The following is a 22,680-nucleotide window of genomic DNA, read 5'->3' as shown; positions in this document are numbered from 1 at the left end:
ATTCAAAGAGATACCTTTATTTTGGTGAATCTTTATAACAAAAATACTTAATAATTATAAATATGAGAAAGATTGGATATACACTTTTAATCGCTATGCTTGGGGGACTCCTTGCAGTTGGTGGTTATAAGCTGTTTGAGAACACACAATTGAATAAGATGAGTTTTGAAGAGAGTCAGAAAGTTTATTTTGCAAACAATCCGACGAAAATAAGTTCATCTACCGGGAATCCGGATTTTACACAAGCTAGTGCCGCAGTTGCTCCAGCGGTAGTGCATATTGTAACTACGTATGAGCCTAGTTCGGCATCGAACAGACAACAAGGTCCGGCAAGTCCTTTTGATATGTTTCAGGATTTCTTCGGAACACCAAGAGGTCGTCAGCAACAAGCACAACCATCGCGCGCATCAGGATCGGGAGTAATAATTTCTACGGATGGGTATATTGTTACAAATAATCATGTTGTGGAAAATGCTTCCAAAATAGAAATCAAATTGACTGATAAACGCGTGTTTGAAGCTAAGTTGATTGGACGTGACCCTAATACTGATTTAGCATTGTTGAAAGTTAGCGCTTCAGGCCCTCTTCCTATTGTTAAATTAGGTGATTCGGATGCCGTAAATATTGGTGAGTGGGTGCTGGCGGTAGGTTATCCATTGGGATTGGAATCAACCGTAACAGCAGGTATTGTTAGTGCAAAAGGTCGTGCCTTAAATTTATTAGGGCAAGAGGAACGTCAACAACAATATTATAATAATCCGGATGAGGTGCCCGTAAGTGCAGCCATTGAGTCTTTTATTCAGACGGATGCCGTAATTAACCGTGGTAATAGTGGTGGTGCTTTGGTGAATGCCAATGGCGAGTTAATTGGTATTAATGCAGCAATTGCTTCTCAAACCGGCTATTATGCAGGTTATGGTTTTGCGATTCCTGTAAACCTAGTAAAAAAAATAGCCAATGACTTTAAAGAATTTGGTGAAGTAAAACGTGGTTTTGTTGGTATTACATTTACCGAACTTGACCCGGATGTAGCTAAAAGTCTGGATATCTCTGAATATAATGGTTTGTATGTTCAGAATGTGGTTGTTCAAGGAGGAGCTGAAAAAGCAGGAATTAAAAAAGGGGATATTATTACTCAAATCGATGGACGTGTGATTACTGCATCTTCCGTTTTGCAAGAGCATGTTGGTCGGATGAGACCTGGCGATAAGATTGAATTAACTTATTTGCGTGATGGTAAGACTCATAAAACAACAGTTACTTTACAGGATGCCGCATCTTCTATGCCTTCCGCTTCCGCAAGTACTAGTAAGAGTGCAACCCAACTATACAATGATCTTGGAGCTGGATTCAGTACCATTCCGACTGATCGTAAGAAGGAACTGGGAATATCTTCGGGAGTTGTAGTTTCTGCTGTAAGAAAAGATGGATTGTTCTCTCAATACGGTGTTCCTCGTGGATTGATCATTACCAGTATTAATGGCGTTGCTATTAATAATATCGATCAGATTGAGGATGCATTGAGCAAATCAAGATCTTCTATGATTAATATTAAAGGGATTTCTCCTGACGGAGGCCGTGTAGAAATGACCTTCCCTACAAAATAATTAAATTTAGTTTTTGTTTTTAAAGCCGTACTTGTTAGTACGGCTTTTTTTGTTTTTTCCTTAGAATTATTCTAAATTGGTTTATTTTTAATAAAACTTTAGCTATATGGAAATCAAATGGATAATTTTGCTTACCATAATTAAAAACAAGCCATAAAAATGAGTCGTTTCAATCAATTATTTTCTTCCACAATAGGGAAGAAGCTAATCATGAGTTTGACAGGGATATTTTTAAGTTTATTCCTGGTAGTGCACTTGGTTGGGAATCTTCAATTATTCAAGAGTGATGGCGGTCTGGCATTTAATGAATATGCCTATTTCATGACCCATTTTGCACCAATTAAAGTTGTTTCATATTTGTTATATGCAACTTTCATTTTGCACGCGCTCTATGCTTTAATCATTACTTATCGTAATAGAAAGGCGAGACCAATTGCATATGCATCTTATAATGGTGCAGCAAACAGCACCTGGAATTCACGGAATATGGGTCTTTTGGGGACTATTATTCTTATCTTCTTGGTAACTCATATGAGTAATTTCTGGTACCAATATCATTGGGGAGAAGTTCCTTATGTAGAATATACCACAAATATTCAAACAGGAGAGACTTCTGTTCGGGACGTTCCTGCTGCTGAGTTTCATGATTTTGTGAAATACATTGATAATGGTTCTGAAATTATGGTTGCAAAGGATTTATATAAGCAAGTAAACTTTTCGTTCCAGAGCTGGTATTTGGTAGCATTTTATGTGTTAGCAATGATTGCGCTAGGTTTTCACCTGGCACATGGATTTAGGTCTGCTTTTCAGACCCTTGGTTTTGATCATAATCGCTATGCTCCGCTTATTGGGGCAATAGGTTTTTGGATATTTGGCATACTGATTCCATTGTTGTTTGCTGCTATGCCTTTATATTCCTTCTTTGTTATTAATGGTTAGCATGAAATGCTGAAAATAAAATATTCAAAATGATTTTAGATTCTAAAGTACCCGAAGGCCCATTAGCTGAAAAATGGACGAAACATAAGTTTAATCTGAAACTAGTAAATCCGGCAAATAAGCGGAAATATAATATTATTGTAGTGGGAACTGGCTTAGCGGGGTCTTCTGCTGCTGCTTCTTTAGCAGAGTTAGGATATAATGTTAAAACTTTTTGCTATCAGGATAGCCCACGTAGAGCTCACTCTATTGCTGCTCAGGGAGGTATTAATGCTTCTAAGAATTATCCAAATGATGGAGATAGTGTTTACCGCTTGTTTTATGATACTATTAAGGGAGGAGATTATCGCTCAAGAGAAGCTAACACATACCGTTTAGCTGAAGTTTCATCCAATATTATTGATCAATGCGTGGCTCAGGGGGTTCCTTTTGCACGTGAATATGGTGGTTTATTAGATAATCGTTCTTTTGGTGGAGCGCAAGTCTCACGAACATTTTATGCTCGTGGTCAAACAGGACAACAATTACTTTTAGGTGCTTATTCAGCTTTAAACCGTCAAATTAAAAAAGGGACAGTTCAAAGCTATACACGCCATGAAATGTTGGATTTAGTTACCATTGATGGCCAGGCACGCGGAGTTATTACTCGTGATATGGTGACAGGAGCTATTGAATCGCATGCGGCACATGCCGTTATATTATGTACAGGTGGATATGGAAATGTGTTCTTCTTGTCGACTAATGCAATGGGATGTAATGTAACTGCTGCTTGGCGGGCACATAAACGCGGAGCTTTTTTCGCAAATCCTTGTTATACTCAGATTCACCCGACTTGTATCCCGGTTACAGGTGATCATCAGTCGAAGCTGACCTTAATGTCAGAATCATTAAGGAATGATGGTCGTGTTTGGGTTCCAAAAACGGTGGAGATGGCTCAACGTTTGCGTAGGGGAGAAATTAAGGTATTCGATATTAAAGAAGAAGACAGAGATTATTACTTAGAACGTAAATATCCATCTTTCGGTAACCTGGTTCCTCGCGATGTAGCTTCTAGAAATGCCAAGGAAATGGTAGATGAAGGTAGAGGAGTGGGCAAATCAGGCGTGGCTGTATATTTAGATTTTAAGGATGCTATCGCTCGTTTGGGTGAAGATGCTGTACGTGCAAAGTATGGTAACCTGTTCGATATGTATATGCAGATTACGGATGAAAACCCTTATAAGCAACCAATGCGGATTTATCCGGCAGTTCACTACACCATGGGTGGTTTATGGGTTGATTATAACTTGATGACTACCGTGCCAGGTTTATATGCCTTAGGAGAATGTAATTTCTCTGATCATGGAGCAAACCGTTTGGGTGCATCTGCTTTGATGCAAGGACTTGCGGATGGCTATTTCGTTATCCCTTATACTGTGGGTGATTATTTAGCAAAATTAGGGTTTGGTCCGGTAGATGCCAACCATCCTAACTTCGAAAAAACACGTGCTGAAGTTGAAGCGAAAGTTAACACCTTGTTGAGCCTTAAGGGTAAACAAACTGTTGATGATATTCATAAGAAATTGGGACATATTATGTGGGAATACTGTGGAATGGCACGTTCTGCAGAGGGACTAAGCAAAGCAAAGGGACTGATTCAAGAATTAAAAAAAGAGTTTTGGGCTGATGTCAATGTACTTGGTGAGAATGAAGAATTAAACCAGTCGCTCGAAAAAGCGGGTAGAGTTGCAGATTTCCTTGAACTTGCTGAACTGATGGTTGATGATGCTTTCAACCGTAAAGAATCTTGTGGAGGACATTTCCGAGTAGAAAGTCAAACAGAAGAGGGCGAAGCAAAACGTAATGACGAAGAGTTTTCTTATGTTTCTGCATGGCAATATCACGAAAATGCGCCGGAAGAATTGCACAAAGAGGAGTTAAATTTTGAAAATGTTGTATTAACACAACGTAGTTATAAATAGGTGTGAGTTCAAAGATTTATAATCTTTCCCCTAACATCTCAAATCTATAAATAAAATGAGTGGAAATATGAATTTAACGCTTAAAGTTTGGCGTCAAAAAAATGAAAATACTCGAGGTAAGTTTCATACGTATGAGGCAAAGGATATTTCTGAGGATATGTCTTTTCTAGAAATGCTTGACGTTGTAAATGATGAACTAACTCATAAAGGAGAAGACCCGATTTATTTTGATCACGATTGTCGTGAAGGAATTTGTGGGATGTGCTCTTTATATATAAATGGTAGGCCACATGGACCAAAAGAACAAATAACGACCTGTCAGCTTCATATGCGAAGCTTTCACGACGGACAGACTGTTGTTATAGAGCCGTGGAGAGCTGCTGCTTTTCCTGTATTAAAGGATTTGGCAGTTGACCGCAGTGCTTTTGACCGTATTCAACAAGCCGGTGGTTATGTTTCAGTGAATACCGGAGGAGCGCCTGATGCGAACATTATTCCGATTCCAAAGGTTAAGGCTGATGAAGCTTTTAACTCGGCAACTTGTATTTCTTGTGGAGCTTGTGTTGCAGCCTGTAAGAACTCATCTGCGATGTTGTTTGTAGGTGCTAAGGTGTCGCAGTTTGCATTATTGCCACAGGGACAAGCGGAGCGTAAGGAAAGAGCTCAGGCTATGGTAGATCAAATGGATAAAGAAGGTTTTGGCTCTTGTACTAATACCGGTGCTTGTGAAGCTGAATGCCCGGTGGGTATTAAGTTATCAAATATTGCTACTTTAAATAGAGAGTATCTTAGTGCGAAGATTGTTAAAGAAGCAGAAGTTCACTAATTAAAATCTTATTGCTATAAACGAATAAAAGCTCCGATTATCGGAGCTTTTATTCGTTTATAGCAATGTGCTTCTTTATTAAAAAAGACTACAGATTGACTGCATGATGTTAAAATTCGGAACTTTAATAAATGAAATATTTAATGGAGTTTCTTGCTCGATTAATGTTACATCTGAATAAACTAATAGAACCACCAAGGCGATAAATATCGGTACTAAAAGCAATAAATAAGGGGAGATATTTAGGAATAAGCGTTTCATGGTATGTATTTAAATAGCTTAAGCCGCAAATCTACAACACGGAATTGATAATCTCAAATTTATTTATAGGTATTTTCGTGTCGATTAATGTTTTTTCTTAAGGGGTGTTGATATTTAGGATTTCTCTTCCCAGATTTTTGAAATCATCATGATCGTTAATACCGCTTTCTGCATATCCTGAACAGATACCCATTCTTGCTTTCCGTGAAATGCGTGTTCACCGGCAAAGATATTAGGACAAGGCAAGCCCATAAAAGATAAACGAGATCCATCTGTTCCACCTCGGATACTGCGAAGAATAGGATTAATATGTAGCCTTTCCATGGCTTCTATGCCAATTTCGGTTACTTGTGGAAAATCTTTAAGGACATTCTTCATGTTTCTGTATTGTTCATGCACTATAAATTCATACGTGCAACCCGGATAGCCTGAAACAATTGTTTCGGTTAAATTTCTTAACTCGGTTTCGTGATCCCTTAATTTATTATCGTCGAAGTCACGGATAATGAAGTGAAGGGTTGCTTCTTCTACTGTACCCTGAATTGCAACAGGGTGAATAAATCCTTCTCTTTCTGAAGTTGTTTCTGGCGATAATCGATCTTTTGGCAGAGAATCTAAAAGTTGTCCGGCTACTTTTAATGCGTTAAGCATGGTGTCTTTAGCAAATCCCGGATGAACGCTTATTCCTTGAATGCGGATAATTACCTCATCTGCTGAAAAAGTTTCATTTTCGATAGAACCTAGAGTTTCACCGTCTACCGTATAACCAAAGTCGGCTGCAAGTTTTTTCATATCCAGCTTCTCAACTCCCCGGCCAACCTCTTCATCGGGGGTGAAAAGAATTCGGATGTCTCCATGTTTAATTTCAGGGTGATTCAGTAAAAGACGCGCTGCATCCATAATTGCTGCAAGCCCTGCTTTATTATCAGCTCCTAATAGCGTAGTGCCACTGGCAGTAATAATATCATTACCGTATTGCTTTGCTAAGTCGGGGTGTTCGCTTTCTCTTAAGATCTGCTTTGGATCATCAGGTAAGATGATATCTGCGCCTTGATAGTTTTTATGAATTAGAGGTTTAACATCTAATCCGCTACAGTCTGGAGAGGTATCCATATGGGCACAAAAACAGATTGTTGGAATCTTTTTGTTTGTATTGGATGGAATTGTGGCGAATACATAACCATGTTCATCCAATTCTGCATCTTTTATTCCTAATTCAAGTAATTGCTTTAACAATAGTTTGGCTAAATTCTTCTGCTTTTCAGTAGATGGGAAGCTTTCAGAATATGGATCAGATTGGGTGTCGATTTGAACATATTGTAGAAAATGTTCTGTGACCTGGAATTCTTCAGAATTAATTTGGATACTCATAGCTATTTAGCAAAAAAACCCACGCTTGCGTGGGTTTTTGTTTATTTATGCATTATTATTATGCGTTAGTTGATTCGTGTGTGTATTCTTCGTCGACTAAGATTCTGCCGCAATGTTCACAGACAATGATCTTTTTACGTTGACGGATATCAAGTTGTCTTTGAGGTGGAATCTGGTTGAAACAGCCAGAGCAAGAATCACGATCAATGGTAACTACAGCTAGTCCGTTTTTCGCATTTTCACGTAGACGGTGATAGGCAACCAATAATCTGTCTTCAATTTTTTTCTCAGCTTTTTCTGCTTTAGCCATAAGGCTTTGCTCTTCCTTTTCAGTCTCGCCGGTAATATTAGCCAGTTCTTCTTTCTTTACTTCCAGATCTTTTCTGCGTTCTTCGATATCAACTTGTGCTTTATCGTACTTAGAAGTTTTGGTTGTGATCTCGTATTCCAGTTCACGAATTTTTTTCTCTTGAACTTGTATTTCTAAGCCTTGTATCTCAACTTCCTTTGTAATAGCATCGTATTCACGATTGTTCTTTACATCAGTGAGCTGAGCTTCGTATTTTTTGATAGCAGCTTGAGAATCTTTAATCTGGTTTTTACGATTAACAATCGTATCTTCTAAGGCATCAAGCTCTGCTCGTATTTTCTCAATACGAGTTTCTAGGCCAGCTACTTCATCTTCCAGATCAGCAACTTCGATAGGAAGTTCGCCACGAACTTGATGAATTTTATCTATTTGTGTATGAATGGTTTGCAGGTTCCACAATGCTTGTAACTTCTGCTCTACAGTTTTTTCCATTAAAAATAATATTTTATGGGGTTCGTATTCTCAATTGTTATTCGGATTGCAAAGTTAGGGAATTTATTTTGAATTTTTTCTAACAATAAATGCTGTGTAAATTGCTCACTTTCAAAATGTCCGATATCTGCAATCATTACTTTATTTTCTGCATCAAAAAATTCATGATACTTGAAATCTGCCGAAATGAAAGCATCGGCACCTGCACGAATTGCTTGTTTCAATAAGAAACTTCCTGCACCTCCACATATGGCAATTCGTTGGATATCTCTCTTGAGCTTTTGAGTATGACGGATAACGGAAACCTGCATTTTCTCTTTTAGGTAAGCGAGAAAATTATCAGATGATAATGCTTCAGGAAGGTTGCCAATCATTCCGGATCCTACTTCTTGATAGGTGTTCACAAGAGAATAGATGTTATAGGCTACTTCTTCATAGGGGTGGCTTTGAAACATGGCAATTAGAATGCCTCGTTCTAGATGGTTCGGGTAGATAACTTCGATTGAAGTTTCATTGACTTCTTCACGGATACCAACCTTACCAAGTGTTGGGTTCGCATTCTCTTTTGGAAGAAAGGTGCCTGTGCCTTCGATGTTAAAACTGCATTCTGAATAATTACCAATATTTCCTGCGCCTGCAGCAAATAAAGCATCTCTCACTTGTATAATATGTGTATGAGGTACGAATACTGAAAGCTTCTTAAGAACTCCTTGTTTGGGAGAAAGTATACGTGGTTCCTGGACTCCCAGGCGGCTCATTATTTCTTTATTTACACCAAGTTGTATGTTATCCAGATTTGTATGTATGGCGTATAATGCAATGTTGTGTTTAATCGCTTTAGCGATTACGCGCTCAATATAACTGGCATCGTTGAAGCGTTTCATTCCCTTAAACACGATGGGATGATGAGAGATAATCAGGTTACAATTGGATTGAATTGCCTCATCAATTACCGCTTCCGTGCAATCCAATGAAATGAGCGCCTGATTGACTTCCTGATCAGGCTTTCCAACAATTAGACCAGAGTTATCATAGTCTTCTTGCCATTCTAATGGAGCAAAGCTTTCTAAGAAAGAAGTAATTTCAAATAGTTTCATGCTCATTTGATTCTTTTTTTAATCGAAGAAAACGGTTATGTTCTTTTAAGAGTACTCTAAAGTTGTCAATTTTGATCCAGTATCTGATAAAGAAATAGATGGAAAATAGACCGATGAATACAGAAAGGCCTTGCACAAGAGGGAAATTTGCTAACGCTATTAAAATTGCATACGTTGTTCCGGTGACTTTTCCCGGAAACTCTTCTTCTGCTATTTTACGATCATAGAATTCATTGGTAAGGGAATCTGACATGCGTGATGCGATTACGAAATTCCAATAGATATTAAAAATTGGAATCATAGTCAGCCACGCTAATTTAGGTTTAAGGAATCTGTTCTCTTCTGCGATGAGATCCAAGGTTCTTTTTAATGTATGACAATAAAATGCTAGAACCGTATAGTAAATAACCAAGGTTATTGCTAATGCCCAGATCATGTCCTCGGTGAATGTTATCCCATTATATTCCATCGTTACGAAATTACATTAAAAAACCAACAAATGGAGAATGGCTATGCTTAATTGAGCAATAAAATGGTTATACTTGTTATAAGCACTGATGAAAATAAATAAAGAAAATCAAAACCTTAAACAAGAAGCTGCCTGGCTTAAGGAGTTTTATGAAACAGGGAATTTAGAAGTTTTAGGTAAACTCTATGAACCTTATATGTTTCTGATTTTCGGTCTTTGCTTAAAATATCTGAAAGATACGACTAAGAGTGAAGATGCGGTTATGCAGATTTTTGAATCTTTAATTAAGAAATTAAGGATTCATCGGGTTGAGAATTTTAAGCCATGGTTGTATACGGTTGCGCGTAATCATTGTTTGATGCAACTGCGAGCTAAAGGGAAACAATCTGCGGTTTTATTTGATGAAAGCTTTATGGAAAGTGAAACATTTTTGCATCCTGATAGCAGTAAGGACGACCATGAAGAGCAACTCCAAAAAATGGAAAAATGCATTGATCAGTTAAATGAGGAGCAACGAGTTTGCGTTCGTCTATTTTACTTAGAAGAGAAGTGCTATAAAGAGATTTCAGAGAGTACAAATTACAGTATGAATCAGGTAAAAAGCTATATTCAAAATGGCAAGCGGAATTTAAAAATTTGCATGGATAAAACTTTATGAGTAAACAATACGATATTTTTTATATTCAACAATACCTGGAGGGGAGGTTAAGTGCCAAAGATATGCATCAATTGGAGCGCGATGCATTAGAAGATAGTATGCTTCAGGATGCGATAGAAGGCTTTCGTCAATCTAAAAGCATTAATCATAAACAATTAAGCTTACTTCAACATAGATTGGAGAGTAGAATAGAAGCGCAGCATACAGAAAAGAATAGGTTTTATTTTACAGCTCAACGGTTAACTGTGGCTAGCGTAGCTGGCGTAATGTTGATTGTTATTGGAATATTGTTTTGGATGACCAATAATCCACAAACATTTAATTCAGACATCAAAAATTCTCAGGCTCGTATGGAAGTTCATATGCAGGACAAAGCAAATGCAACCCTTGAGAGCGGGTTTTTGTTACCGAAAGATGGATGGGAAAACTTCAATGATTATTTGAGTATAAATGGTATTAATATATCTGAAGGAGAAGAAGTGAGGTTATACTTTGAGGTAAAGGATAATCATCCGCAAAATATAAGAATCATATCTTCAGGAAATCGGCAAATATCACAGGAATTGATCAGACTGTTACAAGAAGGTCCACTCTGGGAGGGGGAATCTGGTGAGTTAAAGATTAAATTTTAGGTTATTTCTTTTCCAGAGTAAAGCCAAAGGTACTTCCAACGCCTTCCTTGCTACGAACTGAAATTGTTTGTTGGTGTGCCTCCATAATGTGCTTAACGATCGATAATCCCAATCCTGATCCGCCAATTTCTCTGGCTCTGCTTTTTTCGGTTCTGAAGAATCTTTCAAAGATTCTTGGCAGGTTCTTTTCATCAATACCAATACCACTGTCAGTTACTTCTACTAAAATCTGATCATGCAATTCGAATATTTTAACCGTAGTTTTTCCATTTTCATTGCTGTATTTTATGGAGTTGGAAATAAGGTTGATCAGTACCTGACGTATTTTTTCTCGATCTGCAAATACCATCGTATGACCTCTCATTTTATCTTTAAATACCAGCTCGATTTTATGTTTCTGGGCTTTCCATTCTAAAGATTCCAAGACCTCGCTAATAAGCAATATAAGGTCGAATTGCTGAAAGTTAATAGGAAGTTCGCCACTCTCTAATTTAGAAATTTCATCGATGTCTTTAATGAGGTAGCTTAATCGATCTAAATTATTAGCAGCTTTATTTAAGAAGCTGTTCGCCAAGAGAGGGTCTTCTTCAATTAACCCATCTTGCAATGCATCAATATAACCTTGAATAGCGAAAAGTGGTGTTTTAAATTCATGGGAAATATTAGAAAGAAATTCCCGACGAAATTTTTCTTGATTCTTTAATGTCTCAATCTCCTCTTTTTTATCAATTGCCCATTCTCTGACTTCCTTTTGTACATCACCTATGGGATCGCTACTTATTTGCTCGCCGAAGCTATCTTTTAAATCTTTCCCCAGCTTTAAATGATGAATTAACTTGTAAATAAGTTTAATCTTGCTATAGATATAGCGTTCCATTAGAAAATAGAAAAAGCAGAAGCTTATGGCTAATGAACTTACAAAGGTTATGATCAGATAGAAGACACTTTGTTGGAAATAGAAGTTTACCAATGCGATAGCAAGTGAGACTAACAGGGCGTTTAAAATTATTAACGATCTGAACTTCATTGCTGTTAGCTTTTATGGTTTGTCTTTCGCAAATTCGCCTAATATGGTCATCCCGCCTTGAACTTTGTCGCCTAATTTAACGTTGATTTTAGTCCCTAATGGTAAAAAGACATCTACTCGAGAACCGAATTTTATAAAACCGAATTCCTGGCCCTGGTTTACTGTTTTACCTTCTTCAATATACCATACAATACGGCGGGCAAGGGCTCCGGCAACCTGTCTGAAAAGTACTTCTATCCCATTGTTGTTCACAACGGTCGTGGTGCGTTCATTTAAGGTGGAAGATTTCGGATTCCATGCCATTAAATATTTGCCGGGGTGGTATTTAAAGTAAGTAACAATGCCGGAAATAGGATTCCGATTGCTATGCACGTTGATTGGTGACATGAATACAGAAATCTGAATACGTCTATCATTAAAGTATTCAGTTTCTTCAGTCTCTTCAATCACAACTACTTTTCCGTCGGCAGGGCATAAGATAAAGTTGTTATTTTGACTAACGGTCAATTTTGGACTCCTGAAAAACTGAAGCACGGTAATAAAAAGGAAGGCTGATAGCAAGTAGACTGCCCATGTTAGTACTCCATTATTTGGAGCATAGTAATGGACAAGTGCATTGAGCACGAATATAAATAAAACACAAATGGCTATAGATGTATATCCTTCCTTATGTATGGTCATGTTATGTTATTTTGAGCAAAGATAATAATAAGCTGAACTACTCAATAGCTTTATAAATATCTTTTAAGTTTCTTCCCAGACCATTATAATCCATTCCATAACCCACAACAAAATCATCAGGTATTTCGAATCCTACATAGGCAATATTCTTAAATTGATGCTGTAGTTTTTTAGGTTTTAATAAGAGGGTGCATATAGAAACCGACGCCGGTTCCTTCTCCTTTATGCGTTCTAGCAAATAGTTGAGAGTGTTTCCGGTGTCAACAATGTCTTCAATAAGAATGACTTCCCGGTCCTTAATATCGACGCATAATCCGATAATTTCTTGTACCTCATCCTTTCTGTTTTCTCCTTCATAAGATGCGAGTTTGATAAAACAGATTTCAGCAGCAATATCAATCTCCTTCATCAGATCGGACATAAACATAAAAGACCCATTTAGAATACCAATAAAAACCGGAACTTGTTTTTCATAGGCAACATTAATTTGGGTACCAATGAGCCGTACCCGTTTTTGTATTTGATCATGCTCTATAATCAATCCAAATTCTTTTTTATCAATATTGAGTCTCATCTTTTCTTAATTAAGTTTCGTTCCAAAAAGATCCTGAAGAAGTTGTTCAGCCTCTTTTATTTCACGTTCTAGGTCTTCCCGATTAATATCCTGATTGATGGTATCAGGCACGCTGTGAGTAGGAAGTACTGCATCTCGTAAGCTCACAGAATAAAAACCATATGACTGTGTTGAATCGCGTGCTATAATGCCATCATTAGCCATTAGAGAGCCAATTAAGCGAAAATAACTTGCCAGATAGGGCTTGAGTCCGCCATATTCATTAAAGCGGTAGATTCCGTTTTTGGGACTCGGTACAATGCTGGCTAAAAATATGCTTTCACCTAAATCCAATTCAGAAGGTTTTTTAAGAAAATAATTGCGAGATGCCTCTGATATTCCATAAACATTTCTGCCCCACTCAATTACATTTAGATACACTTCGAACATTCGTTCTTTACTGACAATTTTATTGTGTTCAATTAGCCATACAATCAACATCTCTTCTACCTTTCTGGCTATTGTCTTTTCACGGTCTAAGAATACATTTTTCACCAATTGCATAGAAATAGTGCTTCCTCCACGCTTAAATGCCTTTTCTTTAAAATTAGTAGCTATTGAAGCCCGAATAGATCTTTCTTCAAAACCTTGGTGTCTAAAGAATGAAGGATCTTCTGCAGTAAGAACAGCATTTCTTAACAGTGGTGATATTTGATTCAAAGGAGTAAAGTTTGGGTTGTCAGGACCAACAATGATATCCCTAACAGGCTTTCCATTCTCATAAGGTGTATAAACAAATTGAGAGTTTATTTTAGAGAAATCGGTTTTTCCGTAAGCATTTATTTTAAACCCATTTTCTTGGAGCGATGAATTAAGCTTAACACTATCCGGATTCTTTGTGTCTAGAAAGAAGCTTGAGCTATACTTCATTGTACCACTAACTTTAAGTCCTTCTAATGATTCAAAAAGACCAACCGGAAAGGAGTCAAAAACATCTTGAGCTTTTGTTTCTGGAATTTCCAGACCGAGGGCAATGGTTTTAGAGGGACTTAATGAAAGTTTTGCATATGGTTTTGCTGAGATCTTGGCTAATGTCGCCAAGGAGTTTTTATCAAGCTCAATATAATCTTTACCAATAATTATTTCAGCATCCATCGATCCATTAGGCACAATTACATTGTTAGAGGCTATTCGCCAATGATTTACGAGTAGATTGACAATTCTGCCACTTGCACTTATCTGGAAGTTCTCGCTTCCATTCCATTTCGCTTTCTTCAAATGTGCTTCGAGCGTGTCAAAGTTTAATTTGAGGCCATACTTTTTTTCAAGTAAAGGAAACTCAACTTTCTTTTCCTTTGCGACAAGCTGAAAAAACAAATCATTTCTGTTCGGTTTAAGATCTCCATTCAGATACCAGGTTGCCTGATTCTGATTTACCAAAATGGTTGAAGTCAATTCACCATTGTCAATATCTGCAGCAGGGACGGTTAAGCTTTGTTTTAAACTATCATCTTGATAGCTAACCACAAAGTTCCTAAGTTTCATATTATCCGGTATCTTGAATAGAATTTGATGAATCATTCTATCTGCAACATTCGCCAGATTGAGCGGTTCATTATTTACAGTAGTTTCGGTACTGTCTTTTTTTCGAAATATGAAATCGTAATTACTTATGCTGTCTTTTTTAATAAAAGTGATCGCAGCATTCTCTAATCCCAGGTCTGCAATTTTTGTATTTCCAAAAAGCAATGGGAATATCTTAACGCTAACTGTTAAAGTCTGTATGGATGCAAGCTGATCTGCTTTTTGCGGAACTACTGTTACATTTTCAAGGGTTACTTCGCTCAGACCAGAGAAATACGCCTTATCAATGTTTAAGTCTATTTGATATTCCCGATTAGCTTTTTCTTGTACTTTCAAGATGGCACTTTTCAGCAGCGGGTCTCTTTTGTTGATAATTATAATGGAAATAATAGTCAACAATAGAATAAAGGATCCAGCTACAATTGCAGAGATCTTGTAATATCTTTTCGGTATTCTTTTGAAAAATGAGATTAAATTGTCCAATTGCTTGATCTATGCTGCCAATATGTTAATTGAATGTAGAATATTCCGTAAATATCCATAAAATCTGTTGTTTTTCAAGATTATGGGGCTTATTTCTTATTTTTGAAAATAAAAATAATAGAGGTTGTGTAATGATTACGAAAGAACAAGTTTTAAAGGCTTTAAGTTATGTTGAGGATCCGGATTTTAAGAAAGACCTGGTTACTCTTAATATGATTAAAGATATAGAAATAACACCTGATACGTTAAGTTTCAGTGTAGAACTGACAACTCCTGCTTGCCCGATGAAAGAACATCTTGAAAACGCTTGCCGGAATGCCATTACTCATTTTGTTTCTAAAGATATAGAAGTTAAGATTAATATGACATCCCGCGTGGTGTCTCCTCAAAATAATCAGTTGCCAAATATTAAACATATAATTCTGGTATCTTCTGGTAAAGGTGGAGTAGGTAAATCAACCGTTGCTTGTAATTTAGCATTGGCTTTAAGTATACAGGGAGCAAAAACAGGGTTGATAGATGCAGATATATATGGTCCTTCACTCCCAATCATGTTTGGTTTAGAAGGAGTAAAGCCAGGCACCATGTTGGGCGCAGATGGAAAACAAAAAATTGTTCCTGTTGAGAAATGGGGACTGAAGTTGCTTTCCATTGGCTTCTTTACAGACCCCAATCAGCCCGTTCCATGGCGTGGTCCTATGGCAAGCTCAGCTGTAAAGCAACTTTTTAATGATGCAGAATGGGGTGAATTAGATTATCTTATAGTCGATCTTCCTCCTGGTACAGGTGATATTCACATTACCATTGCTCAGGGTTATCCTATAACCGGTTCTGTTGTAGTTACTACTCCTCAGAATGTAGCCGTTGCTGATGCAACAAAAGGTATAGGGATGTTCTTAATGGATTCTATTAATATCCCTCTTTTAGGTATTATTGAGAATATGGCTTATTTTACCCCTGCTGAATTACCTGATAATAAATATTATATTTTCGGAAAAGGTGGAGGGAAATACTTGTCAGAGAGATTTGAAGTGCCTCTTTTAGGGGAGATTCCACTCGTTAAGAGTATTAGTAATTCGGGAGATATAGGCGTACCTGCAGTAATGGATGATGATTCCATTGTCGGTAAGGTTTTTATGGAGATTGCAGGTAAGGTTGCACAACAATTATCGATTCTAAATGAAGCAAGCTTTCTGAAAGTATAGTTTTCTGAAAGTTTGGATATTTTAGTATCTTTACGTTTAAAGATGTTGGTTATGGATTTAAAGGAAAGAGTAGAGCAGGCATTAGATAGTATGCGGCCTTTTCTAGAAACAGATGGAGGGAACGTTGCTATCGAAGAAATTACTGAAGACAATGTTGTAAGGCTTCGCCTAATAGGCGCATGTGCGTCATGTTCTATGAGTATTATGACTTTTAAAGCAGGTTTGGAGCAGGCAATCAAAAAAGCAGTTCCAGAAGTTACATCTGTGGAAGCGATTAATCTTACAGATTTTGCTGACCCTAATGCAACAATGCCCTTTAGGTAGAGTTGATTTAACATTATTTAACCCCAGCCAATCCTATAATTTGATAGTTTTGTGTCTATGAAATTTTGTTTAAGAACAATAGTAATTGTCCTGTTTTTTGGTATTTCTCTGAGCTCTTACGCTCAGGAAAGTACGGAAGATAAATTGGTGCAGTTTACTGGTATTATTCAAAATGCAGACTCATCTACCGTCGTTGTGCCTTTTGTGTCTATCAAAAACATATCCTATCAGAATCAGTTTTTTGCATCTAACCATCAAGGTTACTTTTCCTTTGTGGCACATGAAAGAGATACCATAGAATTTAGTGCAATTGGATATCGAACGACCCGCATTGTTATTCCTGAATCAAATGAGAATCGCTATAGCGAGATTATTAAAATGCAAGCAAGCATAACGAACCTGCCCGTCGTTGTTGTCCTTCCCTGGGCAAGCGTTGAGGAGTTTAATCTGGCATTTCTTGCTCTAGAGGTTGCGGATGATGATTATCTCTTGGCAAAGCGTAATCTTAATAGAGAAAGCCTATTAGCCATGGCTCGTGAAGCCCCTAGAAGTGCTGCTGAGATACAAAACTATAATGCTGTAAGCAGCCATCTAAACATGGTTAATAAAAATATTAACCAGCGTTATGCTAACCCTTTGTTAAATCCTTTTGCCTGGGCGAAGTTTATTGATCAGATATCAAAAGGAAAAGATAAGTAACTCATCAGTGCTTCTGATTGATTCTTATTCTCTTATTCTACCCAGGTTACTTTCTCACTAAGAGGAGAACGCTTTCCCAACGATCGCTTTTCTTTATGATAACCCATATAGAACAAACCAATACAGCTTTCGTTCTTAGATAAACCTAGAAATGAATCAAGTTCATGAATTAACTTTGAGCTACTCCAATATGATCCAATATCTTGTGCAGATGCTGCTAATGCCATGTTCTGTACTGCTGATGCTACAGCAGCCAGTTCTTCCCATTTAGGTATTTTTCCACTTTCATTCAGGCAAATAGCGATTACAGCTCCTGATTGCAATATTTTCTTTTGGATAGATTCACCTTTCTTCTTGCTATAATCATCCTTAGATACACTTTTCTTATATTGTTTTTTTAGCGCATCTGCCAATTTAATCAAGCCCTCTCCGGTAAAGACAGTAAACCTCCAGGGCTGCGTTAGTTTATGGGTAGGTGCCTGAACAGCACATTTAAGTAGCTCCACAAGGATATCTTTTGCGATCGGTTTATCGATATAGTCTTTAGGAAACACACTTCTTCGATATTTAATCAATTCCTGAATCGTTGTATTTAACTCGCTCATATTTATTGGGTTAAAATAGCTGATAATCCTTTCTTAATTCGTTTTATACTTTCCTCTTTCCCTAAGGTTGCGGCAATATCAAAAATGTGCGGGCCGAATTTACCGCCTACTAGCATAATTCTGAATGGAAGCATGAGTTCTCCCATTTTTAAGCCACTTGCTTGTATGGCAAGCTTATAAAGACTTTCAATACCTTCTGAATTCCACGGCTCGAATCCTTCAAATTTTTCAATGATATCTGTAAAGAAAGTTGTTTTTTCAGCCGTCCATTTTGGTAACACAGAAGCCAGATCATATGTTTCAGGTTCTTTAAAGAAGAATGAAGCCTGATCCCAGAAATCCACTAAAAGCATTAATCGTTCCTTCACTAGATTTACTACGATATCCAGGTAGTGATTATCTATGTCAAATATCTGGTGTTCAGCGAGGATTGCAATAAAGTAAGGCCTTAGTTCTTCAAGGCTTGATTTCTTAATCCACTCATGGTTAAACCATTTGGCTTTTTCAAAATCAAATTTTGCACCAGAATTATTGATTCTTTCAATAGAAAACCTCTCTACCAATTCATCCAATGAGAATAGTTCTTGGTCAGAACCATCATTCCATCCTAAAAGAGCCAGCATATTTACAAATGCTTCCGAAAGAAAACCCATCTCACGGAAACCTTTAATAAGTTCCCCCGATGCAGGGTCGGTCCAATTCATAGCAAATACCGGGAAGCCCAATCGGTCGCCATCGCGCTTACTCAATTTTCCATGCCCATCAGGCTTTAAGATCAATGGTAAATGTGCCCATTGTGGCATTTCCTTTTTCCAGCCCAGATATTCCCAAAGTAAAATATGTATAGGGGCAGAAGGAAGCCATTCCTCTCCTCTGAAAATATGGCTGATCTGCATTTTATGATCATCCACTACGACTGCCAAGTGGTAAGTCGGCATATTATCAGCCTTTAATAGTATTTTATCATCAACTATATTGGTCTCGAAGCTTACCTGACCACGAATCATATCATTGAAACTGATTGTCTCATCTTCAGGAACCTTAAGTCGAATAACATGAGGTGTATTCTTTTCAAGCAAAGTACGTACTTCTTCTTCAGGAAGACTTAGCGAATTTCGCATACTTGAACGGGTCTTATGTCCGTATGTGAAGTTGGGCGTTTTTTTGCGTTCTGCGTTCAATTCCTCAGAAGTGTCGAATGCATAATAAGCATTCCCATCTTCAACCAATCTCTCAGCGTAAGCACGATAAGATTCTTTTCGTTCACTTTGACGATAGGGTCCAAATTCTCCCGGATTTTGCGGGCTTTCTTGTGGCAGTATACCACACCAGCTCAGGCACTCAATAATATATTCTTCTGCTCCAGCTACAAAGCGTGTTTGATCTGTATCTTCAATCCGGAGAATGAAATCACCATTGTGTTTTTTTGCAAATAGGTAATTAAACAAAGCAGTGCGAACACCACCTAAATGTAAGCCACCAGTAGGGCTCGGTGCAAAGCGCACCCGAACTTTTTTATCATCAACCATTTGGCAAAGATAAATAATTGAAAGCGAGCTTACGCTTATTCGTTTATGTTTTGATAGAAATATGTATTTTGGCTAAAATTATTTGTCATGAATCCCTATCAGAATAGTCAACGTTGGAAATTCGCCCTCTTAATTTTTGCTGCAATCATAACCGCTACCTCTTTAATTTATACTAATTATTTGGTAAAGAATTTATCGGCAGCAGAACGCACCAAAGCAGAAGTGTGGGCAATGAGTACACGTAATATTTTTGATATGCCCGATGTAAATGATGAATTCACAACCTTTATTTACGCAATACGTGATAGTCTGTCAATGCCTGCTATCATTGCTGATTCTCGGGATAGTATATTTTATTGGAAAGGATTGGATACTTCACGTACCAATATCAGTTTTCAGAATGAAATAGTTATGGAAGGCACGCCTATGCCTAAGTACGATCCTGCTTATTTCAATCGACAGTTGAAAATTATGAAAGAGCAGCATCCTCCTATTATAGTTGATTTATACAACGGAGAATCTTGGTATATCTATTATAAGGATTCCTCTTTATTGACCCAACTGCGCATCTTTCCCTATGTTCAGCTTTCATTAATTACTATCTTTTTAGTGATAGCGTATACCGTTTTTAATTCCATTAGAAAATCTGAACAGAATCAGGTTTGGTTGGGGATGGCAAAAGAAGCAGCACATCAACTTGGGACACCTATATCTTCGTTAATGGCTTGGGTAGAACTTATTAAAGCTAAATTTAATGCAGAAGACGACCCTTTAATTGATGAAATGGGACAAGATGTTAAACGCTTAGAAGTCGTCGCCGATCGTTTTTCTAAGATTGGATCCAAACCTGTCTTAGAGCCACATAATCTATACGATGTTGTGCAAGATTTTGTTAATTACTTTAGAATAAGAGTAAGTGATAAAATAGAATTTGTGGTTGCTGGAGATAGGCATGTTGAAGCGATGTTAAATGTTCCTCTTTTTGATTGGATACTAGAGAATATCATTAAGAATGCTACCAATGCCATCGATTCAACTGGAAAAATAGAGGTCAGAATTGAAGAAAACATTGTTAGAGAACAGATTTTTATCGACATTAGTGACAATGGGAAAGGAATTCCACGTTCCATGTTTGATACAGTATTTCAACCTGGCTTTACCACACGAAAACGTGGATGGGGACTTGGACTGTCTCTAACCAAAAGAATGGTAGAAAATTATCATAACGGTCAGGTCTTTGTTAAAGATTCTGAAATAGGAAAAGGTACGACCTTTAGAATTATATTAAAAAGCAGCTTAGTTTATGAACCCACTAAAATCTGATGAGTATCCTGTTTCATGGGAGCAGTATATTGAAGTAGTGAATAAAGACCCCAAGGAAGTTTTAAAAACCCAGTTAAACTCTTTTCCTGAGTTTTTAACAAGTATTCCTCCTGAGAAAGCAGAGTATTCTTATGCCGAAGGAAAATGGACTATCAAGGAAGTGATTGGCCATGTAATCGATACGGAACGTATTATGGCCTATCGTGCATTATGTTTTGCTCGTAATGATACTCAATCTTTACCAGGCTACGATGATGAACTCTTTGTTCAGAATGCTCATTTTAATGACTATAGTTTAGAGCATTATGCAGAAGAGTTTACTTTATTACGGAAATCCAATATTCTGCTAATAGAATCTTTTAATGCTACCGAGCTATTGCGAAGTGGCTTGGCCAATGAGCGTTTAGTAAGTGTTCGTGCACTTATTTACATGATTGCGGGGCATCTTGCCCACCATAGGAACATTATCCAAGATCGTTATTTAGATAATATTTGAAACTAATAGAATCGCCATTTGTTAAACTATTATCTATATATAGACGGAAATCTTTATAGATAGGTTTAGGTGAGACGCTCTGATGAGATATCAGAGCGTCTCTTTTTTTGCAATCAATTGTATGTTTCTTTTTCTTTTAATTACAAAATAATTTCATTAGTCTTGTATTGCTATTTATGGTATATCTTAAATAGCATTAACCTCCATTCACCTAAAAAATAATTTCTAATGGCTCAAGTAAATTCACCTGGTCAGCTACCTCAGAAAGGCGTAAGCCCTATTGTTATCATTGGTGCTTTATTCTTTTTGCTGGGTTTTGTAACCTGGTTAAATTCACTTTTAATTCCATATCTTGAAATTGCTTGCGAGCTGACAAAGTTCCAATCTTACTTTGTTGTTTTTGCGTTTTATGTCGCTTGTTTGGTAATGGCTCCAGTCTCGACGAAAATATTAGGTTTGTTCGGCTTTAAGAATGGAATGTCGGTCGCCTTAATAATAATGACAGTCGGAGCTTTGTTGTTTATTCCTGCAGCATTAACCCGTACCTACGAGATATTTTTACTGGGTTTATTTGTAATGGGGAGTGGATCTGCCATTCTTCAAACTGCTTCAAACCCTTATATCACGATTGCCGGACCAGCAGCCAGTGCTGCAAAGCGAATCAGTATTATGGGAATTTGCAATAAACTTGCCGGAGCGGCCGCTCCTCTGATTCTGGGTTTATTCTTACATCTTGATAAAGCAGATGCTTTACGTTCAGAGATAGCTGGTATGAGTTTAGAAGCTAGAAACTTGGCTTTAGATCAAATGGCTCATCGCGTAATCACACCTTATATTGGTATTATTGTCGTTTTACTAATTTTAGCTTTCTGGGTTTATAAATCAGGTTTGCCAGAAATCGATACGGATGAAGAAGATGAAGCAATTGCTTCGTCTAATACCGGCAAAACCAGTGTTTTCCAATTTCCTCATGTTATTTTAGGAGTAATTACTTTGTTTTTATACGTAGGTGTAGAAGTAATTGCTGGAGATACGATCATTAGCTATGGCTCTTCTCAAGGAATCCCTTTATCAACTGCTAAATTTTTTGCAACAGGAACCATGGTTTCTATGGTTGTGGGGTATATCATTGGTATTACCACCATTCCTAGATATATTAAACAAGAGAATGCATTACGAGTAAGTGCAATCTTAGGTTTGGTTTTCTCCCTATCGGCAATTTTTACTTCAGGATATGTTTCTCTAGCCTTTATTTCTCTCTTAGGCTTAGCTAACTCCTTAATGTGGCCTTCTATTTGGCCTTTGGCATTAGCTGGTTTAGGGCGTTTTACAAAGTCTGCATCATCTCTTCTTGTGATGGGTATTGCAGGGGGAGCTGTTATTCCATTATTATACGGTGCATTAGCTGATTACTGGAATCCACAACAAGCTTATTGGATCGCAGTTCCTTGTTATATCGTTATCCTGTACTACGCTATTGCAGGCCATAATTTAGGTAGAAAAAGCTCTGAAATTAAGTTTTAGCGAAAAGGCCTTAGGAAATGAGGC

Annotated in this window: 23 protein-coding genes; 12 read left to right on the top strand and 11 right to left on the bottom strand. The window is 37.4% G+C overall.

Annotation, left to right across the window (positions count from 1 at the left end; translation table 11 throughout):
- Positions 1-62 precede the first annotated feature (62 nt).
- The 4 genes from VL047_RS00330 (at position 63) to VL047_RS00315 (ending at position 5,333) form a co-directional block, all read left to right on the top strand.
- On the top strand, positions 63-1,607 hold the full coding sequence (locus tag VL047_RS00330; protein ID WP_325357341.1) for a Do family serine endopeptidase: 1,545 nt from the start codon (positions 63-65) through the stop codon (positions 1,605-1,607).
- Positions 1,608-1,766: 159 nt separating this feature from the next.
- On the top strand, positions 1,767-2,546 hold the full coding sequence (locus VL047_RS00325; RefSeq protein ID WP_325357339.1) for a succinate dehydrogenase cytochrome b subunit: 780 nt from the start codon (positions 1,767-1,769) through the stop codon (positions 2,544-2,546).
- A gap of 29 nt (positions 2,547-2,575) precedes the next feature.
- Entirely contained in the window at positions 2,576-4,507 is a 1,932-nt protein-coding gene (locus VL047_RS00320) for a fumarate reductase/succinate dehydrogenase flavoprotein subunit (RefSeq protein WP_325357337.1), read from the top strand.
- Positions 4,508-4,574: 67 nt separating this feature from the next.
- Complete coding sequence (locus tag VL047_RS00315) at positions 4,575-5,333, top strand: succinate dehydrogenase/fumarate reductase iron-sulfur subunit (RefSeq protein WP_349255172.1); 759 nt, start codon at positions 4,575-4,577, stop codon at positions 5,331-5,333.
- 78 nt (positions 5,334-5,411) lie between these two features.
- Here the strand turns inward: VL047_RS00315 and VL047_RS00310 are convergent, their stop codons facing one another.
- The 5 genes from VL047_RS00310 to VL047_RS00290 form a co-directional block, all read right to left on the bottom strand.
- Positions 5,412-5,594, bottom strand: a complete 183-nt coding sequence (locus tag VL047_RS00310) for a hypothetical protein (RefSeq protein ID WP_325357333.1) — start codon at positions 5,592-5,594, stop codon at positions 5,412-5,414.
- Positions 5,595-5,708: 114 nt separating this feature from the next.
- Entirely contained in the window at positions 5,709-6,965 is a 1,257-nt protein-coding gene (gene pepT, locus VL047_RS00305) for a peptidase T (protein WP_325357331.1), read from the bottom strand.
- Positions 6,966-7,023: 58 nt separating this feature from the next.
- Positions 7,024-7,767: a zinc ribbon domain-containing protein gene (locus VL047_RS00300; RefSeq protein ID WP_325357329.1), complete on the bottom strand. Its 744-nt coding sequence runs from the start codon at positions 7,765-7,767 to the stop codon at positions 7,024-7,026.
- Positions 7,767-8,864, bottom strand: a complete 1,098-nt coding sequence (locus VL047_RS00295; RefSeq protein ID WP_325357482.1) for a Nif3-like dinuclear metal center hexameric protein — start codon at positions 8,862-8,864, stop codon at positions 7,767-7,769. Before VL047_RS00295 ends, VL047_RS00300 begins: the two co-directional genes overlap by 1 nt.
- Entirely contained in the window at positions 8,851-9,333 is a 483-nt protein-coding gene (locus VL047_RS00290) for a hypothetical protein (RefSeq protein ID WP_325357327.1), read from the bottom strand. The genes VL047_RS00295 and VL047_RS00290 overlap by 14 nt, the downstream gene beginning before the upstream one ends.
- Before the next feature lie 88 nt (positions 9,334-9,421).
- On the opposite strand from VL047_RS00290, the gene VL047_RS00285 reads away from it, so the two are divergent.
- Entirely contained in the window at positions 9,422-9,991 is a 570-nt protein-coding gene (locus tag VL047_RS00285) for a sigma-70 family RNA polymerase sigma factor (protein ID WP_325357325.1), read from the top strand.
- Positions 9,988-10,623 carry a hypothetical protein gene (locus tag VL047_RS00280; protein ID WP_325357323.1) on the top strand — a complete coding sequence of 212 codons (636 nt, stop codon included), beginning with the start codon at positions 9,988-9,990 and terminating at the stop codon, positions 10,621-10,623. The genes VL047_RS00285 and VL047_RS00280 overlap by 4 nt, the downstream gene beginning before the upstream one ends.
- 1 nt (position 10,624) lies before the next feature.
- On the opposite strand, the gene VL047_RS00275 is transcribed toward VL047_RS00280, so the two are convergent.
- The 4 genes from VL047_RS00275 to VL047_RS00260 are packed head-to-tail and all read right to left on the bottom strand — an operon-like array spanning position 10,625 to position 14,804.
- Complete coding sequence (locus VL047_RS00275; RefSeq protein ID WP_325357321.1) at positions 10,625-11,650, bottom strand: sensor histidine kinase; 1,026 nt, start codon at positions 11,648-11,650, stop codon at positions 10,625-10,627.
- 12 nt (positions 11,651-11,662) lie between these two features.
- Positions 11,663-12,331 carry a phosphatidylserine decarboxylase family protein gene (locus tag VL047_RS00270; protein WP_325357319.1) on the bottom strand — a complete coding sequence of 223 codons (669 nt, stop codon included), beginning with the start codon at positions 12,329-12,331 and terminating at the stop codon, positions 11,663-11,665.
- Between the two features lie 37 nt (positions 12,332-12,368).
- A complete protein-coding gene (gene hpt / locus VL047_RS00265) occupies positions 12,369-12,905 on the bottom strand; it encodes a hypoxanthine phosphoribosyltransferase (protein ID WP_325357317.1) in 537 nt (178 codons plus the stop codon).
- A gap of 6 nt (positions 12,906-12,911) precedes the next feature.
- Positions 12,912-14,804, bottom strand: a complete 1,893-nt coding sequence (locus VL047_RS00260; RefSeq protein WP_325357315.1) for a transglycosylase domain-containing protein — start codon at positions 14,802-14,804, stop codon at positions 12,912-12,914.
- A 278-nt stretch (positions 14,805-15,082) separates the two neighbouring features.
- On the opposite strand from VL047_RS00260, the gene VL047_RS00255 reads away from it, so the two are divergent.
- From VL047_RS00255 to VL047_RS00245, 3 genes are read left to right on the top strand one after another with little or no spacing between them, the layout of a single operon-like run.
- Complete coding sequence (locus VL047_RS00255; protein WP_325357313.1) at positions 15,083-16,156, top strand: Mrp/NBP35 family ATP-binding protein; 1,074 nt, start codon at positions 15,083-15,085, stop codon at positions 16,154-16,156.
- 51 nt (positions 16,157-16,207) lie between these two features.
- Positions 16,208-16,480: a NifU family protein gene (locus VL047_RS00250; RefSeq protein WP_325357311.1), complete on the top strand. Its 273-nt coding sequence runs from the start codon at positions 16,208-16,210 to the stop codon at positions 16,478-16,480.
- Between the two features lie 57 nt (positions 16,481-16,537).
- Positions 16,538-17,179 (top strand): hypothetical protein, encoded by a 642-nt coding sequence (locus tag VL047_RS00245; protein ID WP_325357309.1) that lies wholly within the window; start codon positions 16,538-16,540, stop codon positions 17,177-17,179.
- A gap of 32 nt (positions 17,180-17,211) precedes the next feature.
- On the opposite strand, the gene VL047_RS00240 is transcribed toward VL047_RS00245, so the two are convergent.
- Together VL047_RS00240 and gltX are read right to left on the bottom strand one after the other, a co-directional pair.
- Positions 17,212-17,784 (bottom strand): nitroreductase, encoded by a 573-nt coding sequence (locus VL047_RS00240; RefSeq protein ID WP_325357307.1) that lies wholly within the window; start codon positions 17,782-17,784, stop codon positions 17,212-17,214.
- 2 nt (positions 17,785-17,786) lie between these two features.
- The gene (gene gltX, locus VL047_RS00235; protein ID WP_325357305.1) at positions 17,787-19,313 is read right to left on the bottom strand and encodes a glutamate--tRNA ligase; all 1,527 of its coding nucleotides are present in this window, start codon (positions 19,311-19,313) and stop codon (positions 17,787-17,789) included.
- 87 nt (positions 19,314-19,400) lie between these two features.
- Here gltX and VL047_RS00230 point away from each other — a divergent pair, with 87 nt between their 5' ends.
- From VL047_RS00230 to VL047_RS00220, 3 genes are all read left to right on the top strand, one after another.
- A complete protein-coding gene (locus tag VL047_RS00230; protein ID WP_325357303.1) occupies positions 19,401-20,636 on the top strand; it encodes a HAMP domain-containing sensor histidine kinase in 1,236 nt (411 codons plus the stop codon).
- Complete coding sequence (locus tag VL047_RS00225; protein ID WP_325357301.1) at positions 20,617-21,132, top strand: DinB family protein; 516 nt, start codon at positions 20,617-20,619, stop codon at positions 21,130-21,132. The genes VL047_RS00230 and VL047_RS00225 overlap by 20 nt, the downstream gene beginning before the upstream one ends.
- A gap of 228 nt (positions 21,133-21,360) precedes the next feature.
- Positions 21,361-22,656 (top strand): sugar MFS transporter, encoded by a 1,296-nt coding sequence (locus tag VL047_RS00220; RefSeq protein WP_325357299.1) that lies wholly within the window; start codon positions 21,361-21,363, stop codon positions 22,654-22,656.
- Positions 22,657-22,680 lie beyond the last annotated feature (24 nt).

The organism is Albibacterium sp. (assembly GCF_035514885.1).
Lineage (GTDB): Bacteria > Bacteroidota > Bacteroidia > Sphingobacteriales > Sphingobacteriaceae > Albibacterium.
Note: the sequence above shows the minus strand (reverse complement) of the source record. Positions and strands in the feature narration are given on the sequence as shown.